This window comes from Pseudomonas sp. VD-NE ins, assembly GCF_031882575.1.
Classification (GTDB): Bacteria; Pseudomonadota; Gammaproteobacteria; order Pseudomonadales; family Pseudomonadaceae; genus Aquipseudomonas; species Aquipseudomonas fluorescens_BZ.
Window position 1 is genome coordinate 790,510 of record NZ_CP134772.1, and the last position, 23,491, is coordinate 814,000.

Annotated in this window: 23 protein-coding genes; 8 read left to right on the top strand and 15 right to left on the bottom strand. The window is 60.9% G+C overall.

Going from position 1 to position 23,491, the window contains the following annotated elements:
• The first annotated feature begins 131 nt into the window (after nt 1-131).
• The gene (locus tag RMV17_RS03285; RefSeq protein ID WP_034154775.1) at nt 132-1,340 is read left to right on the top strand and encodes an MFS transporter; all 1,209 of its coding nucleotides are present in this window, start codon (nt 132-134) and stop codon (nt 1,338-1,340) included.
• Here RMV17_RS03285 and cueR read toward each other — a convergent pair.
• From cueR to RMV17_RS03300, 3 genes are all read right to left on the bottom strand, one after another.
• A complete protein-coding gene (cueR, locus tag RMV17_RS03290) occupies nt 1,294-1,707 on the bottom strand; it encodes a Cu(I)-responsive transcriptional regulator (protein ID WP_007962968.1) in 414 nt (137 codons plus the stop codon). The two genes, RMV17_RS03285 and cueR, sit on opposite strands and share 47 nt — an antisense overlap.
• Complete coding sequence (gene cueA / locus RMV17_RS03295; protein WP_311885586.1) at nt 1,704-4,097, bottom strand: copper resistance metal-translocating P1-type ATPase CueA; 2,394 nt, start codon at nt 4,095-4,097, stop codon at nt 1,704-1,706. Before cueA ends, cueR begins: the two co-directional genes overlap by 4 nt.
• A gap of 203 nt (nt 4,098-4,300) precedes the next feature.
• Complete coding sequence (locus RMV17_RS03300; RefSeq protein ID WP_034154773.1) at nt 4,301-4,684, bottom strand: hypothetical protein; 384 nt, start codon at nt 4,682-4,684, stop codon at nt 4,301-4,303.
• 147 nt (nt 4,685-4,831) lie between these two features.
• Here RMV17_RS03300 and RMV17_RS03305 point away from each other — a divergent pair, with 147 nt between their 5' ends.
• Entirely contained in the window at nt 4,832-5,029 is a 198-nt protein-coding gene (locus RMV17_RS03305) for a cation transporter (RefSeq protein WP_034154772.1), read from the top strand.
• Nucleotides 5,030-5,118: 89 nt separating this feature from the next.
• The gene (locus tag RMV17_RS03310; RefSeq protein ID WP_311885589.1) at nt 5,119-6,321 is read left to right on the top strand and encodes a multidrug effflux MFS transporter; all 1,203 of its coding nucleotides are present in this window, start codon (nt 5,119-5,121) and stop codon (nt 6,319-6,321) included.
• A 7-nt stretch (nt 6,322-6,328) separates the two neighbouring features.
• On the opposite strand, the gene RMV17_RS03315 is transcribed toward RMV17_RS03310, so the two are convergent.
• From RMV17_RS03315 to RMV17_RS03325, 3 genes are all read right to left on the bottom strand, one after another.
• Nucleotides 6,329-6,502 carry a hypothetical protein gene (locus tag RMV17_RS03315; protein WP_007914687.1) on the bottom strand — a complete coding sequence of 58 codons (174 nt, stop codon included), beginning with the start codon at nt 6,500-6,502 and terminating at the stop codon, nt 6,329-6,331.
• Nucleotides 6,503-6,662: 160 nt separating this feature from the next.
• Nucleotides 6,663-7,676, bottom strand: coding sequence for a zinc-binding alcohol dehydrogenase family protein (locus RMV17_RS03320; protein ID WP_311885592.1), 1,014 nt, complete (start codon nt 7,674-7,676; stop codon nt 6,663-6,665).
• Nucleotides 7,677-7,708: 32 nt separating this feature from the next.
• The gene (locus tag RMV17_RS03325; RefSeq protein ID WP_311885594.1) at nt 7,709-8,002 is read right to left on the bottom strand and encodes a putative quinol monooxygenase; all 294 of its coding nucleotides are present in this window, start codon (nt 8,000-8,002) and stop codon (nt 7,709-7,711) included.
• Between the two features lie 119 nt (nt 8,003-8,121).
• Here RMV17_RS03325 and RMV17_RS03330 point away from each other — a divergent pair, with 119 nt between their 5' ends.
• The 3 genes from RMV17_RS03330 to RMV17_RS03340 all read left to right on the top strand — a co-directional run bounded on the left by RMV17_RS03330 (nt 8,122) and on the right by RMV17_RS03340 (nt 11,611).
• Nucleotides 8,122-9,051 (top strand): LysR family transcriptional regulator, encoded by a 930-nt coding sequence (locus RMV17_RS03330; protein ID WP_311885596.1) that lies wholly within the window; start codon nt 8,122-8,124, stop codon nt 9,049-9,051.
• A 317-nt stretch (nt 9,052-9,368) separates the two neighbouring features.
• Nucleotides 9,369-10,103: a helix-turn-helix transcriptional regulator gene (locus RMV17_RS03335; RefSeq protein WP_311885598.1), complete on the top strand. Its 735-nt coding sequence runs from the start codon at nt 9,369-9,371 to the stop codon at nt 10,101-10,103.
• A 125-nt stretch (nt 10,104-10,228) separates the two neighbouring features.
• A complete protein-coding gene (locus RMV17_RS03340; protein WP_034154766.1) occupies nt 10,229-11,611 on the top strand; it encodes an MFS transporter in 1,383 nt (460 codons plus the stop codon).
• A 122-nt stretch (nt 11,612-11,733) separates the two neighbouring features.
• On the opposite strand, the gene RMV17_RS03345 is transcribed toward RMV17_RS03340, so the two are convergent.
• The 3 genes from RMV17_RS03345 to RMV17_RS03355 all read right to left on the bottom strand — a co-directional run bounded on the left by RMV17_RS03345 (nt 11,734) and on the right by RMV17_RS03355 (nt 14,952).
• Nucleotides 11,734-12,687, bottom strand: coding sequence for an adenosine deaminase (locus RMV17_RS03345; protein ID WP_008082147.1), 954 nt, complete (start codon nt 12,685-12,687; stop codon nt 11,734-11,736).
• Between the two features lie 80 nt (nt 12,688-12,767).
• Nucleotides 12,768-13,733 carry a 2-oxoglutarate and iron-dependent oxygenase domain-containing protein gene (locus tag RMV17_RS03350; RefSeq protein WP_311885604.1) on the bottom strand — a complete coding sequence of 322 codons (966 nt, stop codon included), beginning with the start codon at nt 13,731-13,733 and terminating at the stop codon, nt 12,768-12,770.
• A gap of 145 nt (nt 13,734-13,878) precedes the next feature.
• Nucleotides 13,879-14,952: a BMP family ABC transporter substrate-binding protein gene (locus RMV17_RS03355; protein WP_311885606.1), complete on the bottom strand. Its 1,074-nt coding sequence runs from the start codon at nt 14,950-14,952 to the stop codon at nt 13,879-13,881.
• 287 nt (nt 14,953-15,239) lie between these two features.
• Between RMV17_RS03355 and RMV17_RS03360 the strand changes: the two genes are divergently transcribed.
• The gene (locus tag RMV17_RS03360) at nt 15,240-16,331 is read left to right on the top strand and encodes a calcium:proton antiporter (protein ID WP_008082140.1); all 1,092 of its coding nucleotides are present in this window, start codon (nt 15,240-15,242) and stop codon (nt 16,329-16,331) included.
• Nucleotides 16,332-16,455: 124 nt separating this feature from the next.
• On the opposite strand, the gene RMV17_RS03365 is transcribed toward RMV17_RS03360, so the two are convergent.
• From RMV17_RS03365 to RMV17_RS03375, 3 genes are all read right to left on the bottom strand, one after another.
• Entirely contained in the window at nt 16,456-17,814 is a 1,359-nt protein-coding gene (locus RMV17_RS03365; protein ID WP_311885609.1) for an 8-oxoguanine deaminase, read from the bottom strand.
• A 249-nt stretch (nt 17,815-18,063) separates the two neighbouring features.
• Nucleotides 18,064-18,750 carry an SDR family oxidoreductase gene (locus tag RMV17_RS03370; protein WP_108227224.1) on the bottom strand — a complete coding sequence of 229 codons (687 nt, stop codon included), beginning with the start codon at nt 18,748-18,750 and terminating at the stop codon, nt 18,064-18,066.
• 22 nt (nt 18,751-18,772) lie between these two features.
• Nucleotides 18,773-19,123, bottom strand: a complete 351-nt coding sequence (locus RMV17_RS03375) for a MerR family transcriptional regulator (RefSeq protein ID WP_038360716.1) — start codon at nt 19,121-19,123, stop codon at nt 18,773-18,775.
• Nucleotides 19,124-19,206: 83 nt separating this feature from the next.
• On the opposite strand from RMV17_RS03375, the gene RMV17_RS03380 reads away from it, so the two are divergent.
• Complete coding sequence (locus RMV17_RS03380) at nt 19,207-19,626, top strand: hypothetical protein (protein ID WP_311887012.1); 420 nt, start codon at nt 19,207-19,209, stop codon at nt 19,624-19,626.
• 73 nt (nt 19,627-19,699) lie between these two features.
• Here the strand turns inward: RMV17_RS03380 and RMV17_RS03385 are convergent, their stop codons facing one another.
• The 3 genes from RMV17_RS03385 to RMV17_RS03395 are packed head-to-tail and all read right to left on the bottom strand — an operon-like array spanning nt 19,700 to nt 23,293.
• A complete protein-coding gene (locus RMV17_RS03385; protein ID WP_311885613.1) occupies nt 19,700-20,626 on the bottom strand; it encodes an ABC transporter permease in 927 nt (308 codons plus the stop codon).
• Nucleotides 20,626-21,732: an ABC transporter permease gene (locus RMV17_RS03390; RefSeq protein WP_034154757.1), complete on the bottom strand. Its 1,107-nt coding sequence runs from the start codon at nt 21,730-21,732 to the stop codon at nt 20,626-20,628. The genes RMV17_RS03385 and RMV17_RS03390 overlap by 1 nt, the downstream gene beginning before the upstream one ends.
• 13 nt (nt 21,733-21,745) lie before the next feature.
• The gene (locus RMV17_RS03395) at nt 21,746-23,293 is read right to left on the bottom strand and encodes an ABC transporter ATP-binding protein (protein WP_311885616.1); all 1,548 of its coding nucleotides are present in this window, start codon (nt 23,291-23,293) and stop codon (nt 21,746-21,748) included.
• Nucleotides 23,294-23,491: the final 198 nt, after the last annotated feature.

The window sequence follows — 23,491 nt, forward strand, 5'->3', positions numbered from 1 at the left end:
CGGCGTATCTCCAAAGCATCCCCCAATCAGTCCCCTCTCCCCCTGGGAGAGGGCTAGGGTGAGGGCCTCTTTCGGATCAACGCAATTTCACGTCTACTGTCCACCGCCCCAACCACACTCAAGGACTGAATGTGACCACCCCCCGTAACACCCACCTGATCATCACCGCCCGCCTGATCTCCGATTTCGGCGCCTTCCTCAACATGGTCGCGCTGGCCACCTACGTCTACCTGCTGAGCAACAGCGCCATGAGCGTCGGGATCTTCCTCGCCAGTCGCGTGGGCGGCGGGATTTTTGCCAGTCTGATCGGCACCGCGTTTTACCGCCGCTGCAGTGGACGCGCACCGCTGATCGCCTTTGACCTGCTGCGCGCCAGCGTGCTCGGTCTGTTGTTGATCGTGCCCGTCAGCCAACAGGCCTTGCTGTTGCCGGTGATCGCCTTCGGTCTGGGTCTGGGTAACTCGATGTTCGCCATCGGCCTCAACAGCCAGTTGCCGCGTTTGATCGCCGCCGATCAATTGCTCAAGGCCAATGCCTGGATCACCTCGGCCTCATCCGCCGCGATGGTCGGCGGTAGCCTGGTTTCAGGTTTGCTGGTGGCGGGGTTTGGTTTTGAAACGGTGTTCGCACTGAATGCGCTGACCTATTTGCTGGCAGCGTTATTGATTGTGCCGCTGCGGTTCGAACCTGCAACCGTCAACGAAGAAGCGGAACGCGGCGAATGGGCGGCGCTCATGCAAGGCCTGCGTTCTGCGCCGGTAATTGCTGCGATGCTCGCGGTGACCATGGCCGACACCTTGGGCAGTGCCGCGCACAACGTCGGCTTTCCGATCATCTCCAAACTGCTCACGCCGGAGTCGGCGAGCACCACGCTGGGGCTGATGCTCGCGGTATGGGCCAGCGGCAAACTGCTGGGCGCGCGCATCGCCAGCCGTCTCAAAGGCTCAGACAACATCAACCTCGAACGGCGGTTTTTCTTCGGCGTGGCACTGATGTCCTGCGGCTTTATCCTGATGTTCCAGCAGCACAGCCTCTACGGCCTGCTGCTGTTTTCCTTGCCGGCGGGTTTGGGTGATGGCTTTTCCGAGGTCGGGCTGTTGTCGCGACTGCAACGCGAACCCGAGCAGTTGCGCCTGCCGATTTTCAGCGTCCTGACTTTGCTGCAAATGACTGGGTTCGGCATCGGCATGCTGGTTGCCGCGCCGTTCTACGCCTGGTGGACGCCAGGTGCCGTGGTCATGCTGTTCCACGGCATTCCCCTCGGCACATTGCTCACGGTGAAAGTGCTCGCCCTCAAGCGCGGGCGGGTTGCGCGCAGCAGCCCGAGGCCAATTCCTTGAGGATCGGGCAATCGGGGCGATGGTCGCCGTTGCAGTGCTCGACCAGGTCTTGCAGGGTGTCGCGCAGTTCGCCGAGCTCGCGGATCTTCTGATTCAACTCGTCGATGTGCTGGCGCGCCAATGCCTTCACATCGGCGCTGGCGCGTTGGCGATCCTGCCAAAGGGTCAGCAGTTTGCCGACTTCCTCCAGCGAAAAGCCCAGATCCCGCGAGCGCTTGATGAACGCCAGCGTGTGCAGGTCATCGTCGCTATAGACCCGGTAACCGCTGTCGGTGCGATGGGCCGCTTTGAGCAGGCCGATCGACTCGTAATAGCGGATCATTTTCGCGCTCAAGCCACTGTGTCTGGCCGCTTGGCCGATGTTCATCGGTGTTCCTCCAGGTCCTTGGGTTTCCAGGTTTTCAACAGTAGCGCATTGCTCACCACGCTGACGCTCGACAGCGCCATGGCCGCACCGGCCAGCACCGGGTTGAGGAAACCGAATGCCGCCAGCGGAATGCCGATCAGGTTGTAGACGAAGGCCCAGAACAGGTTCTGGCGGATCTTCGCATAAGTCTTGCGGCTGATCTCCAGCGCCGCCGGCACCAGCCGTGGATCACCACGCATCAGGGTAATGCCCGCCGCGTGCATGGCCACGTCGGTGCCGCCGCCCATGGCGATACCGATGTCGGCCGCGGCGAGGGCCGGGGCGTCGTTGATGCCGTCTCCGACCATGGCGACCACGCCGGTTTTTTTCAGCTCGGCGACGGTGGCAGCTTTGTCCGCCGGCAGCACTTCGGCGTAGACATTGCTGATGCCCAAGGCTTCGGCAACGACGCGAGCGCTGCCACGGTTGTCGCCGGTCAGCAGGTGGCTGTGGATATCCCGGGCGGCGAGTTGTTGCACCGCTTCCAGCGCGCCGGGTTTCAAGGTGTCGCCGAAGGCGAACAAGCCGAGCACTTTCGGTTCAGGACTTTGTTCGATTAACCACGACAGGGTGCGGCCCTCGGCCTCCCATGCCTGGGCAGACTCGCTCAGGTTGCCCGCGCTCAAACCACTTTCTTCGAGCATGCGCCGATTGCCCAAGGCCAGACGTCGGCCATCGAAATTACCGGCGATGCCGCGACCGGTCAGCGATTGACTGTCGCTGACATCCGGCACATTCAGGCCTCGTTCGGCGGCCGCATCCAGCACCGCTTTGGCCAATGGATGTTCACTGCCGCGTTGCAGCGCACCGGCCAGTTTCAGCAGCGTGTCTTCATCACCATCCACTGCACTGAAATGGGCGATGCGCGGAGTACCGGAGGTCAGCGTGCCGGTTTTGTCGAACACCACACTGCTGACTTCATGGGCGCGTTCCAGCGCTTCGGCGTCCTTGATCAGAATGCCGTGACGCGCGGCCACGCCCGTGCCGGCCATGATCGCCGTCGGCGTGGCAAGGCCCAGCGCGCACGGGCAGGCGATGACCAAAACAGCGACGGCATTGATCAACGCGGTTTCCATTGGCGCGCCGTAGAGCCACCAGCCGATCAGCGTCGCCAAAGCGATCAGCAACACCGTTGGCACAAAGATCTGGCTGACCTTATCCACCAGTTTCTGGATCGGTGCTTTCGCGGCTTGAGCGTCCTCAACCAGACGAATGATCCGTGCCAGCACGGTCTCGGCGCCGAGCGCCTGAGTGCGCACCAACAAGCGGCCTTCACCATTGATCGCGCCACCGGTGACCTTGTCCCCCGGTTGTTTCGGCACCGGCAGGCTCTCGCCGCTGATCAGTGCTTCATCGGCGTGGCTCTGGCCTTCGATGACTTCGCCGTCGACCGGGAAACGCTCGCCAGGTTTGACCAGCACCAGATCGTTGAGGCGCAAAGCGCTGATGGCGACATCCTGCTCGCGACCATCGATCACTTGAATCGCTCGCTCTGGACGCAATGCTTCCAGCGCGCGGATGGCGCTGGCAGTCTGGCGTTTGGCGCGACTCTCCAGATATTTGCCGAGCAGCACCAGCGCAATGACCACCGCCGACGCTTCAAAGTACAGATGCGGCATGCGCCCGGCAGCGGTGGCCCATTCGTACAGGCTCAAGCCATAGCCGGCGCTGGTGCCGAGGGCAACCAGCAAGTCCATGTTGCCAGCGCCGGCGCGCACGGCTTTCCACGCGGCGACGTAGAAGCGTGCACCGAAAATGAATTGCACTGGCGTGGCGAGGGCGAATTGCGCCCAGGCCGGGAGCATCCAGTGAATGCCGAACGGTTGCAGCAACATCGGCGCCACCAGCGGCAGGGCGAGGGCGATCGCGCAGATCAGCGCCCAGCGTTCATGCTGCAGCTTCTGTTGCTGGTTATCGGTTTGCGGGTGCTCGGCTTGCCAGATGCCGGCCGAATAACCGGCCTTGCTGACGGCTTCGATCAGGCGTTGGGGGTCGACCTGACCGAGCAATTCGAGGTGCGCGCGCTCGTTGGCGAGGTTGACGCTGACGCTTTTCACACCGGGGGCTTTGTTCAAGGCGCGCTCGACGCGACCAACGCACGAGGCGCAAGTCATGCCTTCGATATTCAATTCGATAGTCTGCTGCGGGACGCTGTAACCGGCGCGTTCGACTGCGTCCATCAGCGCCGGCAGACTGTCGCCCGGGGCCTGCACGCGGGCCTGCTCGGTGGCCAGGTTGACGCTGACGGCACTGGCGCCGCTGACTTTGCTCAACGCCCGCTCGACACGGCCGGCGCAACTGGCGCAGGTCATGCCGGCAATCGGCAGATCGAACGTGATGGAATCGGACATCGGTCGTACTCCCTGTAGTAGATGCCTACAAGGATCAACCTTGCCATGCGGGCAAGGTCAAGCGCCAATCTGAAAAGCAAAAGATCTGATCGTTCCCACGCTCTGCGTGGGAACGCCTCCTGTGACGCTCCGCGTCACGCTTCGGGACGCAGAGCGTCCGTGGCTGCATTCCCACGCGGAGCGTGGGAACGATCTCGATTTACTTAATATTCGAGATCGGCGCGTTTCAAATAGACGCCTTCCGAATTCATCGCCAACCGATACTTCAGCACATCACCGGCATGCAATTTGATTTCCTGCGACCCCGGCGCGAGCATCCCCGGATTGCAGCCGGCGACCTGTCCCGGCAGCAACTTCAAGCGCAGCGAAACAGTGCCCGGCGGCAGGTTGAAGGAAATGCTTTGCTCCTGCAGCAGTCGCGCCGATAGCTGATCCTGGATGTACACGCCGATCTCGCAGGAGGTCGACACTTCCAGACGTTCGCGGGAAATGATCAGCACCGCATAATCCTCACCAGCGGCTTGCACTGTTGGAATTGCGGCAAAGAGACTGAGAAAGCCAAACAGGCTGAAAGCTGACCAGCGCATGGCTGAATCTCCTGAATCGAGTCATTGATGTACGCAGCTTGGCCGAGCGCGGCGCCGATTGCCAGCCCGGCAGTTTATTGAAGAACTTGACCTTGCCATCGTGGCAAGCTCGAAAGTGGCGGCAACCTCACTCAAAGGAGTCATTCCATGCAAGTGTTCAACGTTCAAGGCATGTCCTGCGGTCACTGCGTCAAAGCCATCACCAACGCTGTGCAGGCCAAGGATCCGGCGGCCAGTGTGCGGGTTGATCTGGCCGCGAAAGAGGTCGGCGTGGAAAGCGCGCTGAGCGCCGAGCAGGTGATCGAGGTCATCAGCGAAGAAGGCTACGCAGTGAAACTCGTCTGAAGTTTTATAGTTAGCGAGCTATCGGAATGTTCAAGGCGTCCGGGCGCGGCTAGACTGTCGGGCTGCCGACTTGCCTACCTGGATGCCTGATGAACTTTCGTACCATTCTGATTCTCGGTGCCTTGACCGCCTTCGGGCCCTTGGCGATCGACTTCTATTTACCTGCCTTTCCCTCGATGGCGCTGGCGTTCGGCACCGATGAGAAACACGTGCAGATGACGCTGGCGGCGTATTTCGCCGGTCTGTCCATCGGCCAACTGGCCTATGGCCCGGTGGCGGATCGCTTTGGACGACGCATCCCGTTGCTGGTGGGCCTCACGCTATTCACCCTGGCATCCCTGGCCTGTGCTTATGCGCCAAATCTGGAATGGTTGATCGGTGCGCGTTTCGTCCAGGCGTTGGGCGGCTGTGCGGGGATGGTGATTTCCCGGGCGGTGGTCAGCGACAAGTGCGACGCGGTGGGTTCGGCGAAAGTCTTTTCGCAATTGATGCTGGTGATGGGCCTGGCGCCGATTCTGGCGCCGATGCTTGGTGGCCTGTTGGTCAACACCACAGGCTGGCAGTCGATCTTCCTGGTGCTGACCGGGTTCAGCGCATTGGCCGGATTGGCCGTGGCGCTGGGTCTGCCGGAAAGTATGCCGGCGCACATGCCGCGCCAGCCGTTGTCCGGCGCGCTGCGTCAGTACGGGCGCTTGCTCAAGGACCGGGTTTACCTCGGCCATGCCCTGACCGGCGGCATCGCCATCGCCGGGATGTTTGCCTACATCGCCGGTTCGCCGTTTATCTTCATCAAACTGTATGGCGTGCCGGCCGAGCATTTCGGCTGGCTGTTCGGCACCAACGCGGCGGGGTTCATTTTGGTGGCGCAGGTCAACGCGCGGATGTTGGCCAAGCGCGGCCCGGCGTTCCTGCTGTCGCGGGCGGTGTGGGTTTACTTCGGCGCGGGGCTGGCGTTGCTCGCGGTCAGCGCGATGCATACCGAATCCTTGTGGCCGTTGCTGATTCCGCTGTTTATCTGCGTGTCGAGCCTGGGCTGCATCAGCCCCAATGCCGCTGCCTGCGCGATGAACGGGCAGGGCGCACGCGCCGGCAGTGCCTCGGCACTGCTCGGCTGCCTGCAATTCAGCGTCGCCGCCGGGGCTTCGGCGCTGGTCGGGGTGTTGCACGATGGCACAGCCGTGCCGATGGCAATCGTCATCAGTCTGTGCGGTTTGCTGGTGGTGTGCGTGGCGCTACTCACCCGCCGTCTGCAGAATGCCCGGGCACTGGCGCAAGCCCAGGCCGAGGCATAAGCAAGCCTCAGCCGGCGGCGCGCTGCTGGCTGCGGTCGGGAATCTGATGGGGCGCGCATAGTCGCGCTTCGAGGGTGCGGGTGAAGGCCAGTGCTTCGGCTTCACTGCGGAATGTCACGGCGTGCTGGTCCAGACGAACCTGCCATTGAGACTTTGCCACTTCTTTTATCAGGATCTTCATTGCTGACCTCCCTTGCGTAAAAGATGTATCGCAGAGGCTTCGATTGTAGACCTGAATACGATCGCAATTGTGACAAGGGTCAAGCATCGGACTGACGGCAAAAAACAGCGCAGCCCCACCGACCGCTCTAGACTCGGCAAGGGCTGCGATGTGCGGTTTTTTAGAAACCTTCTAAAACAATTTTGCCCTTGGCTTTGCCACTTTCCAGCAACTCATGGGCGCGGCGCAGGTTCGCCGCATTGATCGTGCCGAAGTGCTCGCCCACCGTAGTCTTCAACGTCCCGGCATCAATCAGCTCCGCCACGCGATTGAGCAGTTTGTGCTGCTCGATCATGTCCGGTGTCTCGAACAGCGAGCGGGTGTACATGAACTCCCAGTGCAGCGACAGGCTCTTGCGCTTGAGCTTGCTCACGTCCAGCGACTTCGGATCATCGATCAATGCCAGTTTGCCCTGCGGCGCCAAGGCTTCGACCAATTGATCGAGGTGCTGATCGGTCTGGGTCAGGCTGGCAACATGAGACACGCTGTCGATCCCGGCGCGCTTGAGCTCTTCGCTCAGCGGCTGGCTGTGATCGATGACCAGATCGGCGCCCAGTTCTTTGACCCAATCGCGGGTCTGCTCGCGGGAAGCGGTGCCGATCACCTTCAGGCCGGTCAGTTGTTTGGCCAATTGCGTGAGGATCGAGCCAACCCCGCCGGCGGCACCGACGATCAGCAGGCTCTGATCTTCGTTGGTTTTGCTTTCGCGGATCTGCAGGCGTTCGAACAACAATTCCCACGCGGTGATCGCGGTCAGTGGCAGTGCGGCCGCGTCGGCAAAACCGAGGGATTTCGGCATATGGCCGACGATGCGCTCATCCACCACGTGCAGTTCGCTGTTACCGCCGGCACGGGCGATGGAGCCGGCGTAGAAGACTTTGTCGCCAGCCTTGAACAACGTCACGTCGCTGCCAACAGCCTTGACCACACCGGCAACGTCCCAGCCCAGCACTTTCGCCGCGCCGTTTTCCGGTGCCGCGTTCTGCCGCACTTTGGTGTCGACCGGGTTGACCGAGATGGCTTTGACTTCCACCAGCACATCGCGCGGGCCGGCGACCGGCTCTGGCAGTTCGATGTCTTGCAGGGATTTTGCGTCGCTGATTGGCAGTGAAGCGTAATAGGCGATGGCTTTCATGAGTGGCTCCGTACAGGTAATAGAAGAAGGGGTCAGGCAATCGCGCCGAGGCGCTTGAGCTGAAAGTGTTCGATGGCGTGGCCGGCGCTGGCCTGGAAATGCTGGAAGTGCGCGCTGGCGTTGTGCGCCACGAGAATCGCCTCGCTGGCCCAGTGCTCAATCACATAGAACACCTGTGGGTCGGCGAGGTCGCGGTGCAAGTCGTACTGGCTGCAACCGTCTTCGGCGCGGCTTGGCTCAACCAGTGCGCGCAGGCCCTGTTCGAGAAGATCCTGTTGGCCGGGCTTGGCGATCAGGGTGGCGATAGCGGTGAAGGGCTGGGACATGCTCGGCTCCAGAGAAGCGGGATGAATGCGATGGAGAGATGATTGGCTATTTCTCTGCGAGATAAAACCGGCTAAAAGAGCAGTCTCTTTCAATATTTTTTTGATAATCGAGGCTGAACATGCTGCGTTTCGATGACTTGCAGTTGTTTGTCCGGGCGGCGGATCTGGGCAGTCTGTCGGCGGCTGCGCGAGTAATGGACATGTCTGCGGCCGTGGCCAGTGCGGCGTTGAAACGGATCGAGCAGCAACTTGGCGCCCGCTTGCTGGCTCGTTCAACTCGCAGCCTGCGCCTGACGGCCGAGGGCGAAGGCTTTCTTGAATATGCGCGAGCGGCACTGAGCAACCTTGATGAAGGCCGGCGCTTGCTGGCCAGCGGCCAGGATCAGGTCAGTGGGGTCTTGCAGTTGTCGGCGCCTTCGGACTTCGGCCGTAACCTGTTGCTGCCGTGGCTCGACGAATTCCAGCGCGAGCACCCAAAGCTGACCGTGCGCTTGCTGCTCGGCGACCGCATCGCCGATCTGTTCCGTCAGCCAGTGGACGTCGCCTTGCGCTATGGCGAGCCGGAAGACTCAAGTCTGGTTGCTTTGCCCATCGCCCCGCACAACCGCCGCGTGCTGTGCGCCTCCCCGGCTTATCTGGCCCGGCACGGCGAACCGCGCCAGCTTGAACAACTGGCCCAGCACAACTGCCTGCTGTACATGCTCGGCAGCCGGGTTCATGACCATTGGAGTTTCCATGACGGTAAACGTGAGGTCGGCCTGACCGTCAGTGGCGACCGCTTCAGCGATGACGCTGACGTCGTGCGCCTGTGGGCGGTAGCCGGCGCCGGAATTGCCTACAAGTCGTGGCTGGACGTGGGTGCCGATGTGCTCGCCGGGCGGCTCAAAGTGCTGCTGCCAGAGCTGCTTTGTGAGCGCGCACCGCTGAATTTGTTGTGCGCTCATCGCGCCCAATTGAGTAAGCCGGTGAACCTTCTGAGGGAAATGCTCGCCAGCCGATGCGCCGAATTGAGTAGTCAATTTCCCGTTTTTTCGGAAGTTGATCATTAGTCGCAGGTAAATAGAGAAATTTCTGTCAGGAACAATCACCACCTGCGCAGGCCCCGGCGCGGGACGCGGGGGCTAACCCGCTTATACTAGCGCCCGCCTCACGCCAGCACCGACACCCCGGCCCGGAGACCCTCGCACCGCGTCGCCAGTCTTCGAGTGACGGTCGCGCAACTGCTGCGGGTTCTGTGCCGGAGCAGGCTGCGTCAGTGGCTTGCCTCGCCCCGGTTCATGGCGATTTTCGCGTCTTGGCCGATGACTCATTACCGGCCAAGATGTCTCCGAGCAGTAGACGATACGATTCAACAGGGAGTGAACACATGGAACATGCACCTTGCATCAGCCAGATCGCCACGTTGCTGGCCGACCCCAAGCGCAGCGCGATGATGTGGGCGTTGATGGATGGCTCGGCCCGGCAAACCGAGGAGCTTGCGCTACTGGCAGGGCTGTCGCCGTCGTCGGCCAGTGCGCACCTGGCGCGGCTATCCACGGGTGGTCTGTTGAAGGTCGAAGTCCGTGGTCGCAAACGCTTCTTCCGTCTCTCGGCACCGGAGGTCGGCGCCGCGATAGAAGCCTTGGCCAGCGCCACCATCGCCAGTGCTCCAAGGGACGTTCCCGAGGTATTCAAACGCACCACCCCCATGGCCAAACCGCAGACAGCGCCGTCCTCGCTGCTGCGCGCGCGTTTTTGCGACGACCATCTGGGCGGTACGCTGGCGGCGGATCTTTATCAGCGGCTGCTTGATGCCGGCTGGATCGAACAGCTCGAACAACGCGTCGTGGTGACCCACAAGGGTGCGAAGTTGCTGGCTGGGCGCGGCGTATTCATTCAGGCGCTGGCCCATCGCAACGTGCAAGTGGCGTGCGCTTGCCCGGACTGGAGCGAGCGTCGTCCGCACATGGGGGGCTCACTGGGCGCCGCGTTGTTGCAGTTGTTCATGCAGTCCGGTTGGCTGACGCTGCCCAACGACTCAAGAGCCCTGCAATTGACGGCGACTGGCCAACGGGAACTGCATCGTTTCGCCAAGGAAACCGAGCTGGAAATGGCGTTGTAGAGCACTGGCTTTCCACGTCAGCGCTTCTGGCGTCGTCCACGGTTGCGAACAGGTCGCATCCAGCGCGAACGCGGTGTCGCTATCGCGCACACTCGATCCGGGGACATTTCGGATAGGGGGGCGGCATGGACACTCACGGCTACAGCGCGGCAGAACGCTTGGAAAGACTGCCCATCAGCGGTTATCACCGGATCATTTTCATCATCATCGCCCTGGCTTTTTTCTTCGACTCCATGGACCTGGCGATGATGACGTTCCTGCTCGGCTCGATCAAAGCCGAGTTCGGTCTGAGCAGTGCACAAGCGGGTCTGCTCGCCAGTTCGAGCTTCTTCGGCATGGTGCTGGGGGCCTCGCTGTCGGGCATGCTCGCCGATCGTTTCGGGCGCAAACCGGTATTTCAGTGGAGCATCGTGTTGTGGGGCGTGGCCAGTTATCTGTGCTCGACGGCGCAAACGGTCGAGACGCTGACGCTGTTCCGCATCCTGTTGGGGATTGGCATGGGCATGGAGTTTCCGATCGCCCAGTCGATGCTGTCCGAGCTGATTCCGGCCCAGCGACGCGGGCGTTACATCGCGTTGATGGATGGCTTCTGGCCGCTGGGTTTCGTGGCGGCCGGCGTGCTGTCTTACTTTCTGCTGCCGCTGATTGGCTGGCGCGACATCTTCCTGGTGTTGGCGGTGCCGGCGGTGTTTGTGCTGGCCATCCGTTTTTTCATTCCCGAATCACCGCGCTGGCTGGAACAGGCCGGAAAGCATGAGGCGGCAGACAAGGTCTTGAGCGGCATCGAGGCGCGTGTGCGCAACTCGCTGGGCGGTGCGGCGCTGCCGGAACCGATTCGTTTGCCGCGCACGGTGACGCCGCCGGGCAACTTCTTCTCAGCGCTCAAGCAGATCTGGTCGCCGCAATACCGTCAGCGTACGACGATGATCTGGAGCCTGTGGTTCTTTGCGCTGCTCGGCTTTTACGGGTTGACGTCGTGGCTCAGCGCGTTGCTGCAACAGTCGGGTTTCGCCGTGACCCAGTCGGTGTATTACACGGTACTGATTTCCTTGGGCGGGATTCCGGGATTTTTGATGGCCGCGTGGCTGGTTGAGCGCTGGGGGCGCAAGCCGGTGTGCATCGTCACGTTGCTTGGCGGCGGAGTGATGGCGTTTCTCTACGGCCAGAGCGCAGTGTTTGGCGGCAACGTGGCGCTGTTGATCAGCACTGGATTGCTGATGCAGTTTTTCCTGTTCGGCATGTGGGCGGTGCTCTACACCTACACGCCAGAGTTGTATCCGACGTCGGCACGGGCGACGGGCTCGGGGTTTGCCTCGGCCATTGGTCGCGTGGGTTCGTTGCTCGGGCCGTTGGTGACGGGGCTGGTGTTCCCGATTACCGGGCAGGGCGGGGTGTTTGCGCTGGGCGCTGCGTGCTTTGCGATTGCGGCGGGGGTGGTGTGGCTGTTCGGGATGGAGACGCGCGGTAAAACCCTGGAAGAATTGACCGAAGCAGAAGTTATTGGCTGACCCCTAAACCAACTGTGGGAGCGAGCTTGCTCGCGAAAGCGGTGTATCAAACAACATCATTCGTTGAATGACAGACCGCTTTCGCGAGCAAGCTCGCTCCCACAAGGGTTTTGCGCTGTTGCTTACGGTTTTACCAGTCGCGCATCCAGGCTGTTCTGCGCCAGACGCTTGGCCTGATCCTGGGTCATGCCCAAGTGCTCATGCAGCGCGTAGAAATTCTCGGTCACGTAACCACCGAAGTACGCCGGGTCATCGGAGTTCACCGTGACCTTCACGCCACGCTCGAGCATGTCGAGGATGTTGTGCTGCGACATGTGATCGAACACGCAGAGTTTGGTGTTCGACAGCGGACACACGGTCAGCGGGATCTGCTCGTCGATGATCCGCTGCATCAGGCGCTCGTCTTCGATAGCGCGCACGCCATGGTCGATGCGCTGGATTTTCAGCAGGTCGATGGCTTCCCAGATGTACTCCGGCGGGCCTTCTTCGCCAGCGTGAGCGACGGTCAGAAAGCCTTCGTGACGGGCGCGATCGAATACACGCTGGAACTTGCTCGGCGGGTGACCCATCTCGGAGCTGTCGAGACCGACCGCGACAAACGCGTCACGGAATGGCAGCGCCTGATCGAGGGTTTTCTCGGCTTCTTCTTCGCTGAGGTGGCGCAGGAAGCTGAGGATCAAACCGCTGGTGATGCCCAGTTGCTGTTCGCCATCCTTCAATGCCGCAGCGATGCCGTTGAGCACCACTTCGAACGGGATGCCCCGGTCGGTGTGGGTTTGCGGGTCGAAGAACGGTTCGGTGTGAATCACGTTCTGTGCTTTGCAGCGCAACAGGTAGGCCCAGGTCAGGTCGTAGAAATCCTGCGAGGTGCGCAACACGTCGGCGCCCTGGTAATACAGGTCGAGGAATTCCTGCAGGTTGTTGAAGGCATAAGCCTTGCGCAGGGTTTCCACGTCGTTCCACGGCAGGGCGATCTTGTTGCGTTCGGCCAGGGCGAACAGCAGCTCGGGCTCCAGCGAGCCTTCCAGGTGCAGGTGCAGTTCAGCCTTGGGCAAGGCGTTGAGCCAGTCGTACATATTCTTTTCTCATCAGGTGCAATGGCGGCATTCTACAGATGCTCGCCGAAACAATTGGCAAAACCTGACCAAGCGATCCATCAAACGGCTTCCTGCTCACGGCGATAGGCGTAGGTATCGGCGAAGCGCGACAGCAGGAATTCGGCGCAGGTGGTCGTCGGATATTTCGCCGGATGCTGTGCGTCCTGACATCCGGGCAGGCATTCGATGCGCGTGTCCGGGTGTGGCTCGGCAAAGAACGGCATCGAGTAGCGGTCCACGCCGAGCGGGCTGATCACCCGGTGCGGGGTCGAGCGATAACGGTCGTTGCTCCAGCGCGCCATCATGTCGCCGAGGTTGACCACGAAGGTGCCGTCGATCGGTGGCGCGTCGATCCATTCGCCTTTGACGTTCTTCACTTGCAGGCCGCCGGCGCTGTCCTGATAGAGCAGGGTGATGCAGCCGTAATCGGTGTGCGCGCCGGCACCTTGCTGCTCGACGGAGCTGGCGGTGTGGCGCGGTGGGTAGTGGATCATGCGCAGGACGCTGACCGGATCAACGAAGCGGCTGTCGAAGAAGTCGCGTTCGATGTTCAAAGCGATGGTCATCGCGCGCAGCAGGGTTTGCGCGAGGGCCTGCATGTCGAGGTAGTGCTGCTCCATCAGGGTTTCCCAACCCGTTTGCGATGGATGCCGGTTAGGGCCGCGCAACGGTTTTTCGGCGAGCACGTCGGGATGGTTGGCCGGCAGGTGCAGGCCCATGTCGAAGGTTTCTTTCAGATCGCTGGGTTTGCTTGGGTCGAGTTGTTCGGTGGCGATGGCGCCGTAGCCGCGATGGTGACGGGTTTGGGTGATGTCGATCTTGAGTTTTTCTGTTGCGGGCAGGGCAAAAAAACGCTGAGTCTGATCGAGCACCGCGTCGATGCGTTGCGCCGAAATCGGGTGACCCTTGATATAGAAAAAGCCCCACTCGCGGCAGGCGTGGTCGATTTGCTCGGCCACGGCGGGCCAGGCGTTTTCGTCGGCGGAATAGAGCGGGCTGATGTCGATGATCGGAAGCTGATCCATACACAATCCTTGAATACGCTGAGTTTCCAATGTGGGAGCGAGCCTGCTCGCGAAGAGGGAGTGTCAGACAACATTTTTGTTTAATGACACACCGCTTTCGCGAGCAGGCTCGCTCCCACAGGGTTTTGTGTGGTGAATCGGGGGATTACTTCGGCATCTCGGCCTTCATGCCTTCCACGTAATAGTTCATCGACGCCAGTTCCGCAGTGGTCGCGCTTACGCCTGCGGGGATTTTCTCGACCCCGGCCTGATCCTTGATCGGCCCGGTAAACGGTTGCAGCGCGCCACTCTTGATGTCGGCAATGATCTGCTCGGCCTCGGCTTTCACCGGCGCTGGCACCAGATCACTGATCGGCAGTTCAACCGTGCCTTCCTTCAACCCGCCCCAATAATCCTGTGATTTCCACGTGTGGTCGATCACGCTTTGCGTCGCCTGAATGTAGTGTGGCGCCCAATCGTTGACGATCGACGTCAGCACGGCTTTCGGCCCGAAGTGCGCCATGTCCGAGGCGTAACCCACTGCGTAAACGCCACGACGTTCGGCGGCCTGAATCGGCGCCGGGCTGTCGGTGTGCTGGAACACCACGTCGACGCCCTGATCGATCAGCGCGTTGGCGGCATCGGCTTCCTTGCCCGGGTCGAACCACGAGTTGACCCACACCACTTTGATCTCGGTGCCGGGGTTGTACTTGTTCAGCGCCAGTTGAATCGCGTTGATGTCGCGGATCACCTCAGGGATCGGGAACGAAGCGACGTAACCGATCTTCTTGGTCTTGGTCATCTTCGCCGCGAGGAAACCGCCGACGTAGCGACCCTCGTAAGTGCGCGCCAGATAGGTGCCGAGGTTCTTGTCCTGTTTGTAGCCGGTGGCGTGTTCGAAGGTCACCTTGGGAAATTGCTTGGCGACCTTCAGTGTCGGGTTCATGTAGCCGAAGGACGTCGTGAAGATCAGGTTGTAGTTGTCCTTGGCCATGTTGCGGATCACTCGCTCGGCGTCGGCACCTTCGGCGACGTTCTCGACGTAGTTGGTGGTGATCTGATTGCCGAATTTTTCCGCGAGTGCCTTGCGTCCCTGCTCATGCTGATACGTCCAGCCGTGGTCACCGATCGGGCCGATGTAGACGAAACCGACCTTCAGTGGATCGGCAGCGCTGGCGCTCAGACTGATCCCCAAACCCAGGGCGGCGCACAGCAGTTTGTGCAGCGGACGTATTTGCATGAATTGGAGCTCCATTTTGTTGTGTGTGGTCAGGGCCAATGCAAATTGCTGACCAACAGGACAACAAACCGCTTTGAAACCGTGTGAAGGCCTTCGCGAGCAGGCTCGCTCCCACAGGAGTTCGCATTTCAAGGTGGGAGCGAGCCTGCTCGCGAAGAGGCCGGCAAGGCCAATAAAAGTGCATCAGGTAAAAGTCCCGCTATCCGTTGGTGCGCTAAGGTGTAACGAAACGTTAGCGCCGCCCCGCAGTCAGTAGCTCATTCGCACTCTTCGGCAAAAGGCCCGCCATGCTCACAATCCTCAAGCAAGAAAGCTTTCTGCTCCTGGCCGTCATCGCCGCGTGCGTCGCCTATCCGTTGGAACACTGGATGCTGCACAGCGGCCAGATCGTCGCGCTGACTGCCGGCCTGGTGCTGATCGCTTTCATCGTCGCCGCCTCAATGCGCGTCGCCCATCACGCCGAATTGCTCGCCGAAAAGGTCGGCGACCCTTACGGCACGATGATCCTCACCCTCGCCGCCGTGCTGGTCGAAGTGGTGATTCTGGCAATCATGATGAGCAACGAAGCGTCGCCCACGCTGGTGCGCGACACGATCTATTCGGCGGTGATGCTCGACATCAACGGCATCCTCGGCCTCGCGGCGCTGATGGGCGGGATCAAACACGGCGAACAGTCCTACAACGACGATTCCGCGCGCAGCTACAGCGTGATGATCCTCACCGCCATGGGCGTGTCGATGGTGGTGCCGGAGTTTATTCCCGAGGCTAACTGGAAGATTTATTCGGCGTTCACCATCGGCGCGATGGTCGTGCTTTACGCGTTGTTTCTGCGCATGCAGGTCGGCCCGCACAGTTACTTTTTCAGCTACAGCTACCCCGACAAACGCCGTAAGAAAGAACCGCAGGACGCGCAGGTGAAAGCACCGAGCATCGGCCTGTCGATCGGCATTCTGGTGTTTGGCATTGTGGTGATCGGCGCATTGGCCGAAGTGATGTCGAAGACCCTCGATCTGGGCCTGGAAGGCACGGGTGCACCGCCGGTGATCACGGCGATTCTGGTGGCGGCGATTTCTGCGGCGCCGGAGATTTTGACGGCGTTGCGTGCGGCGCTGGCCAACCGTATGCAGTCGGTGGTGAACATTGCGATGGGCGCGTCACTGTCGACGGTGATTCTGACGGTGCCGGTGATGGAGGCGATGGCGTTGTACACCGGCCAACCATTTCAAATGGCGATGACGCCGGTGCAGACGGTGATGATTTTTCTGACGTTGATCGTCAGCGCGATCAACCTCAATGACGGCGAGACCAACGCCATCGAAGGCATGACCCACTTCGTACTGTTCGCGACGTTCATCATGTTGTCCCTGCTGGGCCTTTGAGGCTGGCAGAAACCAATGTGGGAGCGAGCCTGCTCGCGAAGGCAGTGTGTCAATCAACAAAAATGTTGCCTGACATTCCCTCTTCGCGAGCAGGCTCGCTCCCACAATTTTGAACGGCGGGGGATCAGGTACCGGCGATCAGTTGGCGAGCCGCCTGGCTGTGGTCGGCGATCAGGCCCTTCAGATCCAGCCCTTCAACCTGGCCATCCACCACGCGCCACTGGCCACCAATCATCACCCGATCCGCCCGATCCGCACCGCACAACAACAGCGCGGAAATCGGATCATGGCTGCCCGAGAAGCGCAGCTCATCGAGCTTGAACAACGCCAGATCCGCCTGCTTGCCCACGGCAATCTCACCGATATCGGTACGGCCCAACAAGCTCGCCGAACCTTTGGTCGCCCAGCCCAGCACGCGTTCCGGGGTGATCTTCTCGGCGCCGTAACGCAGACGCTGGATGTACAGCGCCTGACGCGCTTCGAGAATCATGTTCGACGCATCGTTGGACGCCGAACCGTCGACGCCCAGACCAAACAACGCGCCCGCGTCAGTCAGATCGATACTTGGGCAAATGCCGGAGGCCAGACGCATGTTCGAACTCGGGCAATGGCAAATACCGGTGCCCGCCTCGCCGAGACGAGCGATTTCGTCCGGGTTGAAATGGATGCCGTGGGCCAGCCAGGTGCGCGGGCCGAGCCAGCCGACGCTGTCGAGATAATCGACGGTGCGCAGGCCGAAACGCTGCAGGCAGAAATCTTCTTCGTCGAGGGTTTCGGCGAGATGCGTGTGCAGGCGCACGTCGAGCTTGTTCGCCAGATCAGCACTGGCCGACATGATTTCCGGGGTCACTGAGAACGGCGAGCATGGCGCCAAAGCGATCTGGATCTGCGCGCCGTCGCCACGCTCGTGGTACTCGTGAATCAGGCGCTGACTGTCGTCGAGAATCACTTGGCCTTCCTGCACGGTCTGCTGCGGCGGCAGGCCGCCGTCCTTCTCGCCGAGGCTCATCGAACCGCGGGTGAGCATGGCGCGCATACCCAGTTCACGGACGCTTTCGACTTGCACGTCGATGGCGTTTTCCAGGCCGTCCGGGAACAGGTAGTGGTGGTCGGCAGCGGTGGTGCAGCCCGACAGCAGCAGTTCGGCCAAAGCGACTTTGGTGGCGAGCGCGAGTTTCTCAGGCGTCAGGCGCGCCCACACCGGGTACAGGGTTTTCAGCCACGGGAACAACGGCTGATTGACCACCGGCGCCCAGGCACGGGTGAGGGTTTGATAGAAGTGATGGTGGGTGTTGATCAGGCCCGGCAGGATCACATGCTCGCGGGCATCGAACACTGCATTGCACGGCGCCGACGGCTGCTGGCCAGCGGCAAGGACTTCGACAATGACACCGTCTTGCACGACAAGACCGCCACGGGCATCGAGCTCGTTGGAGGTGAAAATGGCGAGGGGATTTTTTAACCAGGTACGGGTCGCGGGCATGTTGCCGGCTCCTCTGAAAATGGGGTTCAGGGTTGCCAGCTCAGTGATGCCCTGTCTGCTGATCCAGGGTCGCCGCGGGGACGAGGTGCGCAGTTTCAAACAAATTGTTGCAGCGGGCAAGCCCAACCCGACAGGACAGCATCACCAAAATACACAACCCCTGTAGGAGCTGCCGAAGGCTGCGATCTTTTGATTTTTTTTAGATCAAAAGATCGCAGCCTTCGGCAGCTCCTACAGGGGGATCATCAATTACCAGGGGATGGTTTCACCCTTGTAGTTGATGAAGTGATGCCCGCCCTTGCCGGTGTACGCATTCACCTGATCAACCAAACCACGGGTGCTTGTCTCGACATCAAGGTCCGCGCCTTCGCCGCCCATATCGGTCTTCACCCAACCCGGGTGCAGCGACAGCACCGTCATCTTCTGCTCGCCCAATTGCGTGACAAAACTGTTGGTCATCGAATTCAGCGCAGCCTTGCTCGCTTTGTACAACGCCAGCTCCGGCGCGTCCGGCACCGTCACGCTGCCCAGCCCGGAACTCATGAACGCCAGCACGCCGCTACCATCGCGGATCTGCCCGACAAAACGCTGGGCCAGATTGATCGGCGCCACCGCGTTGGTGAAAAACAGCTGACCGACTTCGGCCAATGTCGCGCCACCCGGGGTCTGATCGGCCGGGCCTTTGACCCCGGCGTTGACGAACAGCAGATCAAACGTTTCGCCCTTGAGTTGCTGACTCAAAGCGATCACCGCTTGCTGGTCGTCCATGTCGAGCTTCTCGATCCGCACCTTGCCTAATGCTTCTAGCGGTTGAGCATTGGCAGGATTGCGCACGGTGGCGGTGACTTGCCAGCCGTCGGCGAGCAGGGTTTTCACCAGACCGAGGCCAAGGCCCCGGGAGGCGCCGATGATCAGTGCGTTTTTTGCAGACATGATGGGCTTCCTTGATGAATGAGGATCATGGATTCAATGGACAGGCCTGACCGAGCCGGAGTTGCAATTCCTGACGCAATACGTCGAGTTCGCCCATGCGGGTTTCGATCAGTTGTAGTTTGTCGCGCAGAAGTTGCGCCACGGCGTTGTCCGGATCGGGCGCGTTCCACAACGCGGCAACGCTGTCGCCGATCTCGCCGAGGGTAAATCCCAGACGCTGCGCCGTTTTGATATAGAGCACCAGTTGCACCATCTCCGGTGGATAGTCGCGATAACCGTTGGCGCTGCGCTGCGCCGCGATCAACCCGCGTTGCTCGTAGAAACGCAAGGTATCGCGGCTGACGGCGCTGGCCTGGGCTAATTCACCGATACGCATAGTGGCTCTCAAAACAGCTGTTGACCCTGGAGCATACTCCAGGCTTTACCGTGCTTGCTTCCTGAATTTCCGGAGCATGGATGATGTGGACTTCAACGCAGTATCGCAACGTGGTGCGCGGCAGCGCCTGGTATGACCTGATCGTCACGGCGGCGTTTGCCACGCCGTGGAGTTTTGCGCTGGTGCATGGATTGTTGAGCGCACTGGATTTGCCCGGCGAATTGCCGGCGTTTCAGCCTGTGCACATGTTGATGGCGAATCCGTTGGGGTCGGTGGTGTGTGTTTGGGCGGTGCTGCGGATTCGTGATCCGCAGGCGCTCTATGGACGGTATGACGCGGTGGCCAGATTCTTGTTTGCGGCTTGGCAGGGGTATGCCTTGCTACACGGCGCCAGTTCGATTTTGCTGGTTTTTCTGGTTTTCGAACTGACGTGGGGCATTGCTCAGGTGTTGCCTGTCAGGGCCTCATCGCTGGCAAGCCAGCTCCCACAGGTTCAGTGTTGATCACGGATTTTGTGCACGACATAGACACTGTGGGAGCTGGCTTGCCAGCGATGGGGCCATTGAAATCACCACATCAATGCCCCGCCTGCCAAGGCTGCCCCAGCGACACCGGCGCATACAATCTTGTGCGCAGTGCATCCCGCGACAACAACACCAGCACCACAATCGTCGCCACATACGGCAGCATCGCCAGCAGACTCGACGGAATCGCCAGCCCCAACCCCTGCGCGACCAAATGCAGGATGCTGGCGAGCCCAAACAGATACGCCCCAAGCAACAACCGCCACACCCGCCAACTGGCAAACACCACCAGCGCCAGCGCGATCCAGCCACGCCCGGCGGTCATGTTTTCCGCCCACATCGGCGTGTACGCCAGCGACAAGTACGCTCCGGCCAGCCCGGCCATCGCCCCGCCAAACAGCACCGCCAAGGTACGCACGGTCAACACCGGCAAGCCCATCGCACTGGCCGCGTCCGGGTTCTCGCCAACCGCCTGAATGATCAACCCGACACGACTTTTGATGATTACCCACGCCACCAGCACAAACAGCGCGAACGACAAATACACCAGCAGATCCTGGGCAAACAGCATCCGTCCGATCAGCGGAATTTCACTCAGATAAGGAATCGCCAACGGCTCGAAACCGGCCAGTGGTTTACCCACCCAGGCCGCGCCGACAAAGGTCGACAGCCCGACACCAAAAATCGTCAGGGCCAATCCGGTCGCTACCTGATTGGCGTTGAACACCAGCGCCACCAAGGCAAACAGCGACGACAACAACATCCCCGCGAGCATCGCCAACAACACGCCCAGCCACAGGTTGCCGCTGTTGAGGGCGACGATAAAACCGATCACCGCGCCAAACAGCATCATCCCTTCCTGCCCGAGGTTGAGCACGCCGCTCTTCTCGCAGATCAGTTCACCCAGCGCCACCAGCAACAGCGGCGTGCCGCAACGCACCATGGCGTAGAAAATATTGCTCAACAGATCGATATCCATCACAGCGCTCCAGCGGTTACGGCAGTGGTCGACGTGCGCTTCACCCAGCGCAGGTTCAGGCGTGGCCGATAGAGAATCAGCACGTCACAAGCCAGCAAGAAAAACAGCATCATTCCCTGAAACAACTGGGTGATCGCTTGCGGCAGGTTCATCGTCATTTGCGCGCTCTCGCCACCGATGTACAGCAGCGCCATCAACAGACTCGAAAACAGAATCCCGATCGGATTCAGACGCCCAAGAAACGCCACGGTAATCGCCGCGTAGCCATAACCCGGCGACACTTGCGGCACCAATTGGCCAATCGGCCCGGTGACTTCGCAGACTCCCGCAAGCCCGGCCAAGCCGCCGCTGATCAGCAGCGCCAGCCAGATCAGCCGCTTCTCGCGAAAGCCGACAAACCCCGCCGCACGCTTGTCCAGCCCGAGTACTTTGATCTGGAACCCAACAAAGCTTTTCTGCAACAACACCCACACCGCGACCAGTGCGAGCAAGGCGAAATACACCCCGGCGTGCACGCGGCCATCCTCCATCAGCAGCGGCAAACGGCTGGCATCGCCGAACATCGCCGACTCGGGAAAGTTGAACCCGGCGGGATCTTTCAGCGGCCCGTGCACGCAGAACAGCAACAGATTCAGCGCGATGTAATTGAGCATGATGCTGGTAAGGATTTCGTTGGCATTGAAACGCGTGCGTAACCATGCAGTGAGCCCGGCCCATGCGGCGCCTGCGAGTGTGCCGGTGAGCAGAATCAACACCAGCGCCCAACGGCTTTGCAGGTCGATGATGTTTACCGCCAAGGCACTCCCGGCGAGGGCGCCGAGGAGCAATTGCCCCTCAGCGCCGATGTTCCAGATCCGCGCCTGATACGCCACCGCCAACCCAAGTGCGCAGAGCAGAATCGGCAGCGCCTTGACCAGCAATTCGGAGACGCCATACAAGTCGCTGACCGGCGCGATCAGCAGCGTGTGCAAGGTTTGCAGCGGCTCATGACCGAGGGCGATAAATAGCAGCGAGCCGCAGCCAAGCGTCAGCGCCGCCGCCAGTAACGGCGAGCACCACAGCATCAGGCGCGATTGCTGGCCACGGGGTTCGAGGGAAAGCAGCATGTGTATAACTCCGTTAAACCGTGGCGGCTGAAGGTGCGTGGTCGAACTGGCCGGCCATCCAGCCGCCGACGTCACTGAGTTGGGTATCGGTGGTGTTGCGCAGCCCCGACAGACGGCCGCCGCACAACGCGCCGAGGCGGTCGCTGATCTGGAACAGTTCGTCGAGGTCTTCGGAAATCACCAGAATCGCCGCGCCGGCATCGCGCAACGCGATCAAGGCACGGTGGATAGTCGCGGCGGCGCCGACGTCGACGCCCCAGGTCGGGTGCGCGGCGATCAGCAGTTTCGGTTGCTGGAGGATTTCCCGGCCGAGGATGAATTTCTGCAGGTTGCCGCCGGACAGGCTGCGCGCAGCGGTTTGCGTGTCCGGGGTTTTCACGCCGAAGCGCTGGATGATCTGTTGGGCGAGGGTTTCGACTTTGCCGCGCTCGACCAAACCGTGGCTGACCAAGCCTTGCTGGAAAGCGGTGAGCAGGGCATTGTCTGCCAGACTCAGTTCCGGCACCGCACCATGACCGAGACGTTCGGCCGGCACGAATGCCAGGCCCAATTTGCGTCGTGCATCCGGGCGCAAATCGGCGACGTTCTGCGCAGCGAATCGAATGGTTGCCGCTTCGGCCCGAGGTAAAGTCTGTTCGCCGCTGAGCAGAGCCAGTAACTCATCTTGACCATTGCCCGCGACGCCGGCGATGCCGACGATTTCACCGCTGCGCACCTGCACATCGATGTCATTCAGCGAGCAGCCAAACGGGTCCGGGTTGTGCCAACTCAAACCCTTCACCTGCAAAAACGCTGCGCCGCCGCTGACCTTCGGGTAGTCACCGATCAACGCCGCTGCTTCGCCTACCATCATCTGCGCCAATTGCTGATCCGAACATTCGGCCGGCAGGCAATGCCCGGCCACTCGACCACCGCGCAACACCGTGGCGCTGTGACACAAGGCGCGCACTTCAGCGAGTTTGTGGCTGATAAACAGAATACTGCAGCCTTCGGCGGCGAGGCGGCGCAGGGTGATGAACAGTTCGTCGGCCTCTTGCGGTGTCAGCACCGAGGTTGGCTCATCAAGGATCAGCAGGCGAATGTCCTGCATCAGGCAGCGAATGATCTCCACCCGTTGCCGTTCGCCGATCGACAGGCTGTGGACAAGTCGCTCCGGCTCCAGCGCCATGCCGTAGCGGCGCGACACTTCGCGAATTTTCGGTTCCAGTTGTTTAGGCGTGCCAGCCTTTGCGCCCATCGCCAGCGCAATGTTTTGCGCGACGCTGAGGGTTTCGAACAGCGAGAAATGCTGGAACACCATGCCGATACCCAACTGCCGCGCCTGGGCGGGATTATGGATATTCACCCGTTGACCTTGCCAGAGCATCTCGCCCGAATCAGCCTGGGTGACGCCGTAGATAATCTTCATCAAGGTACTTTTGCCCGCGCCGTTTTCACCGAGCAGGGCGTGGATTTCACCTGGGGCGATGGTCAGGTCGATGGCATCGTTGGCCAGACAACCGGGGTAGCGTTTGCTGATGTGGCGCAGTTGCAGGCGCGGGGTGTTGGAAGCAATTGGCATGACAGGCTCGACTTGCTTGAAGTTGTGCCTGTGGATAAAGCAATTTCCTGGCCATTGAGTCAGGAACGCGAGCGGGCCGCGTGTCGAGGTGCTTGGCGCAGAGCATTCAGCAGCGAATCACGCGCGACGGCGGCACCAATTCAGAGCAAAGCCGTTGATCGGGCGCCAGTTTTGCCCGTCGGCAACTGATCAAAAAAC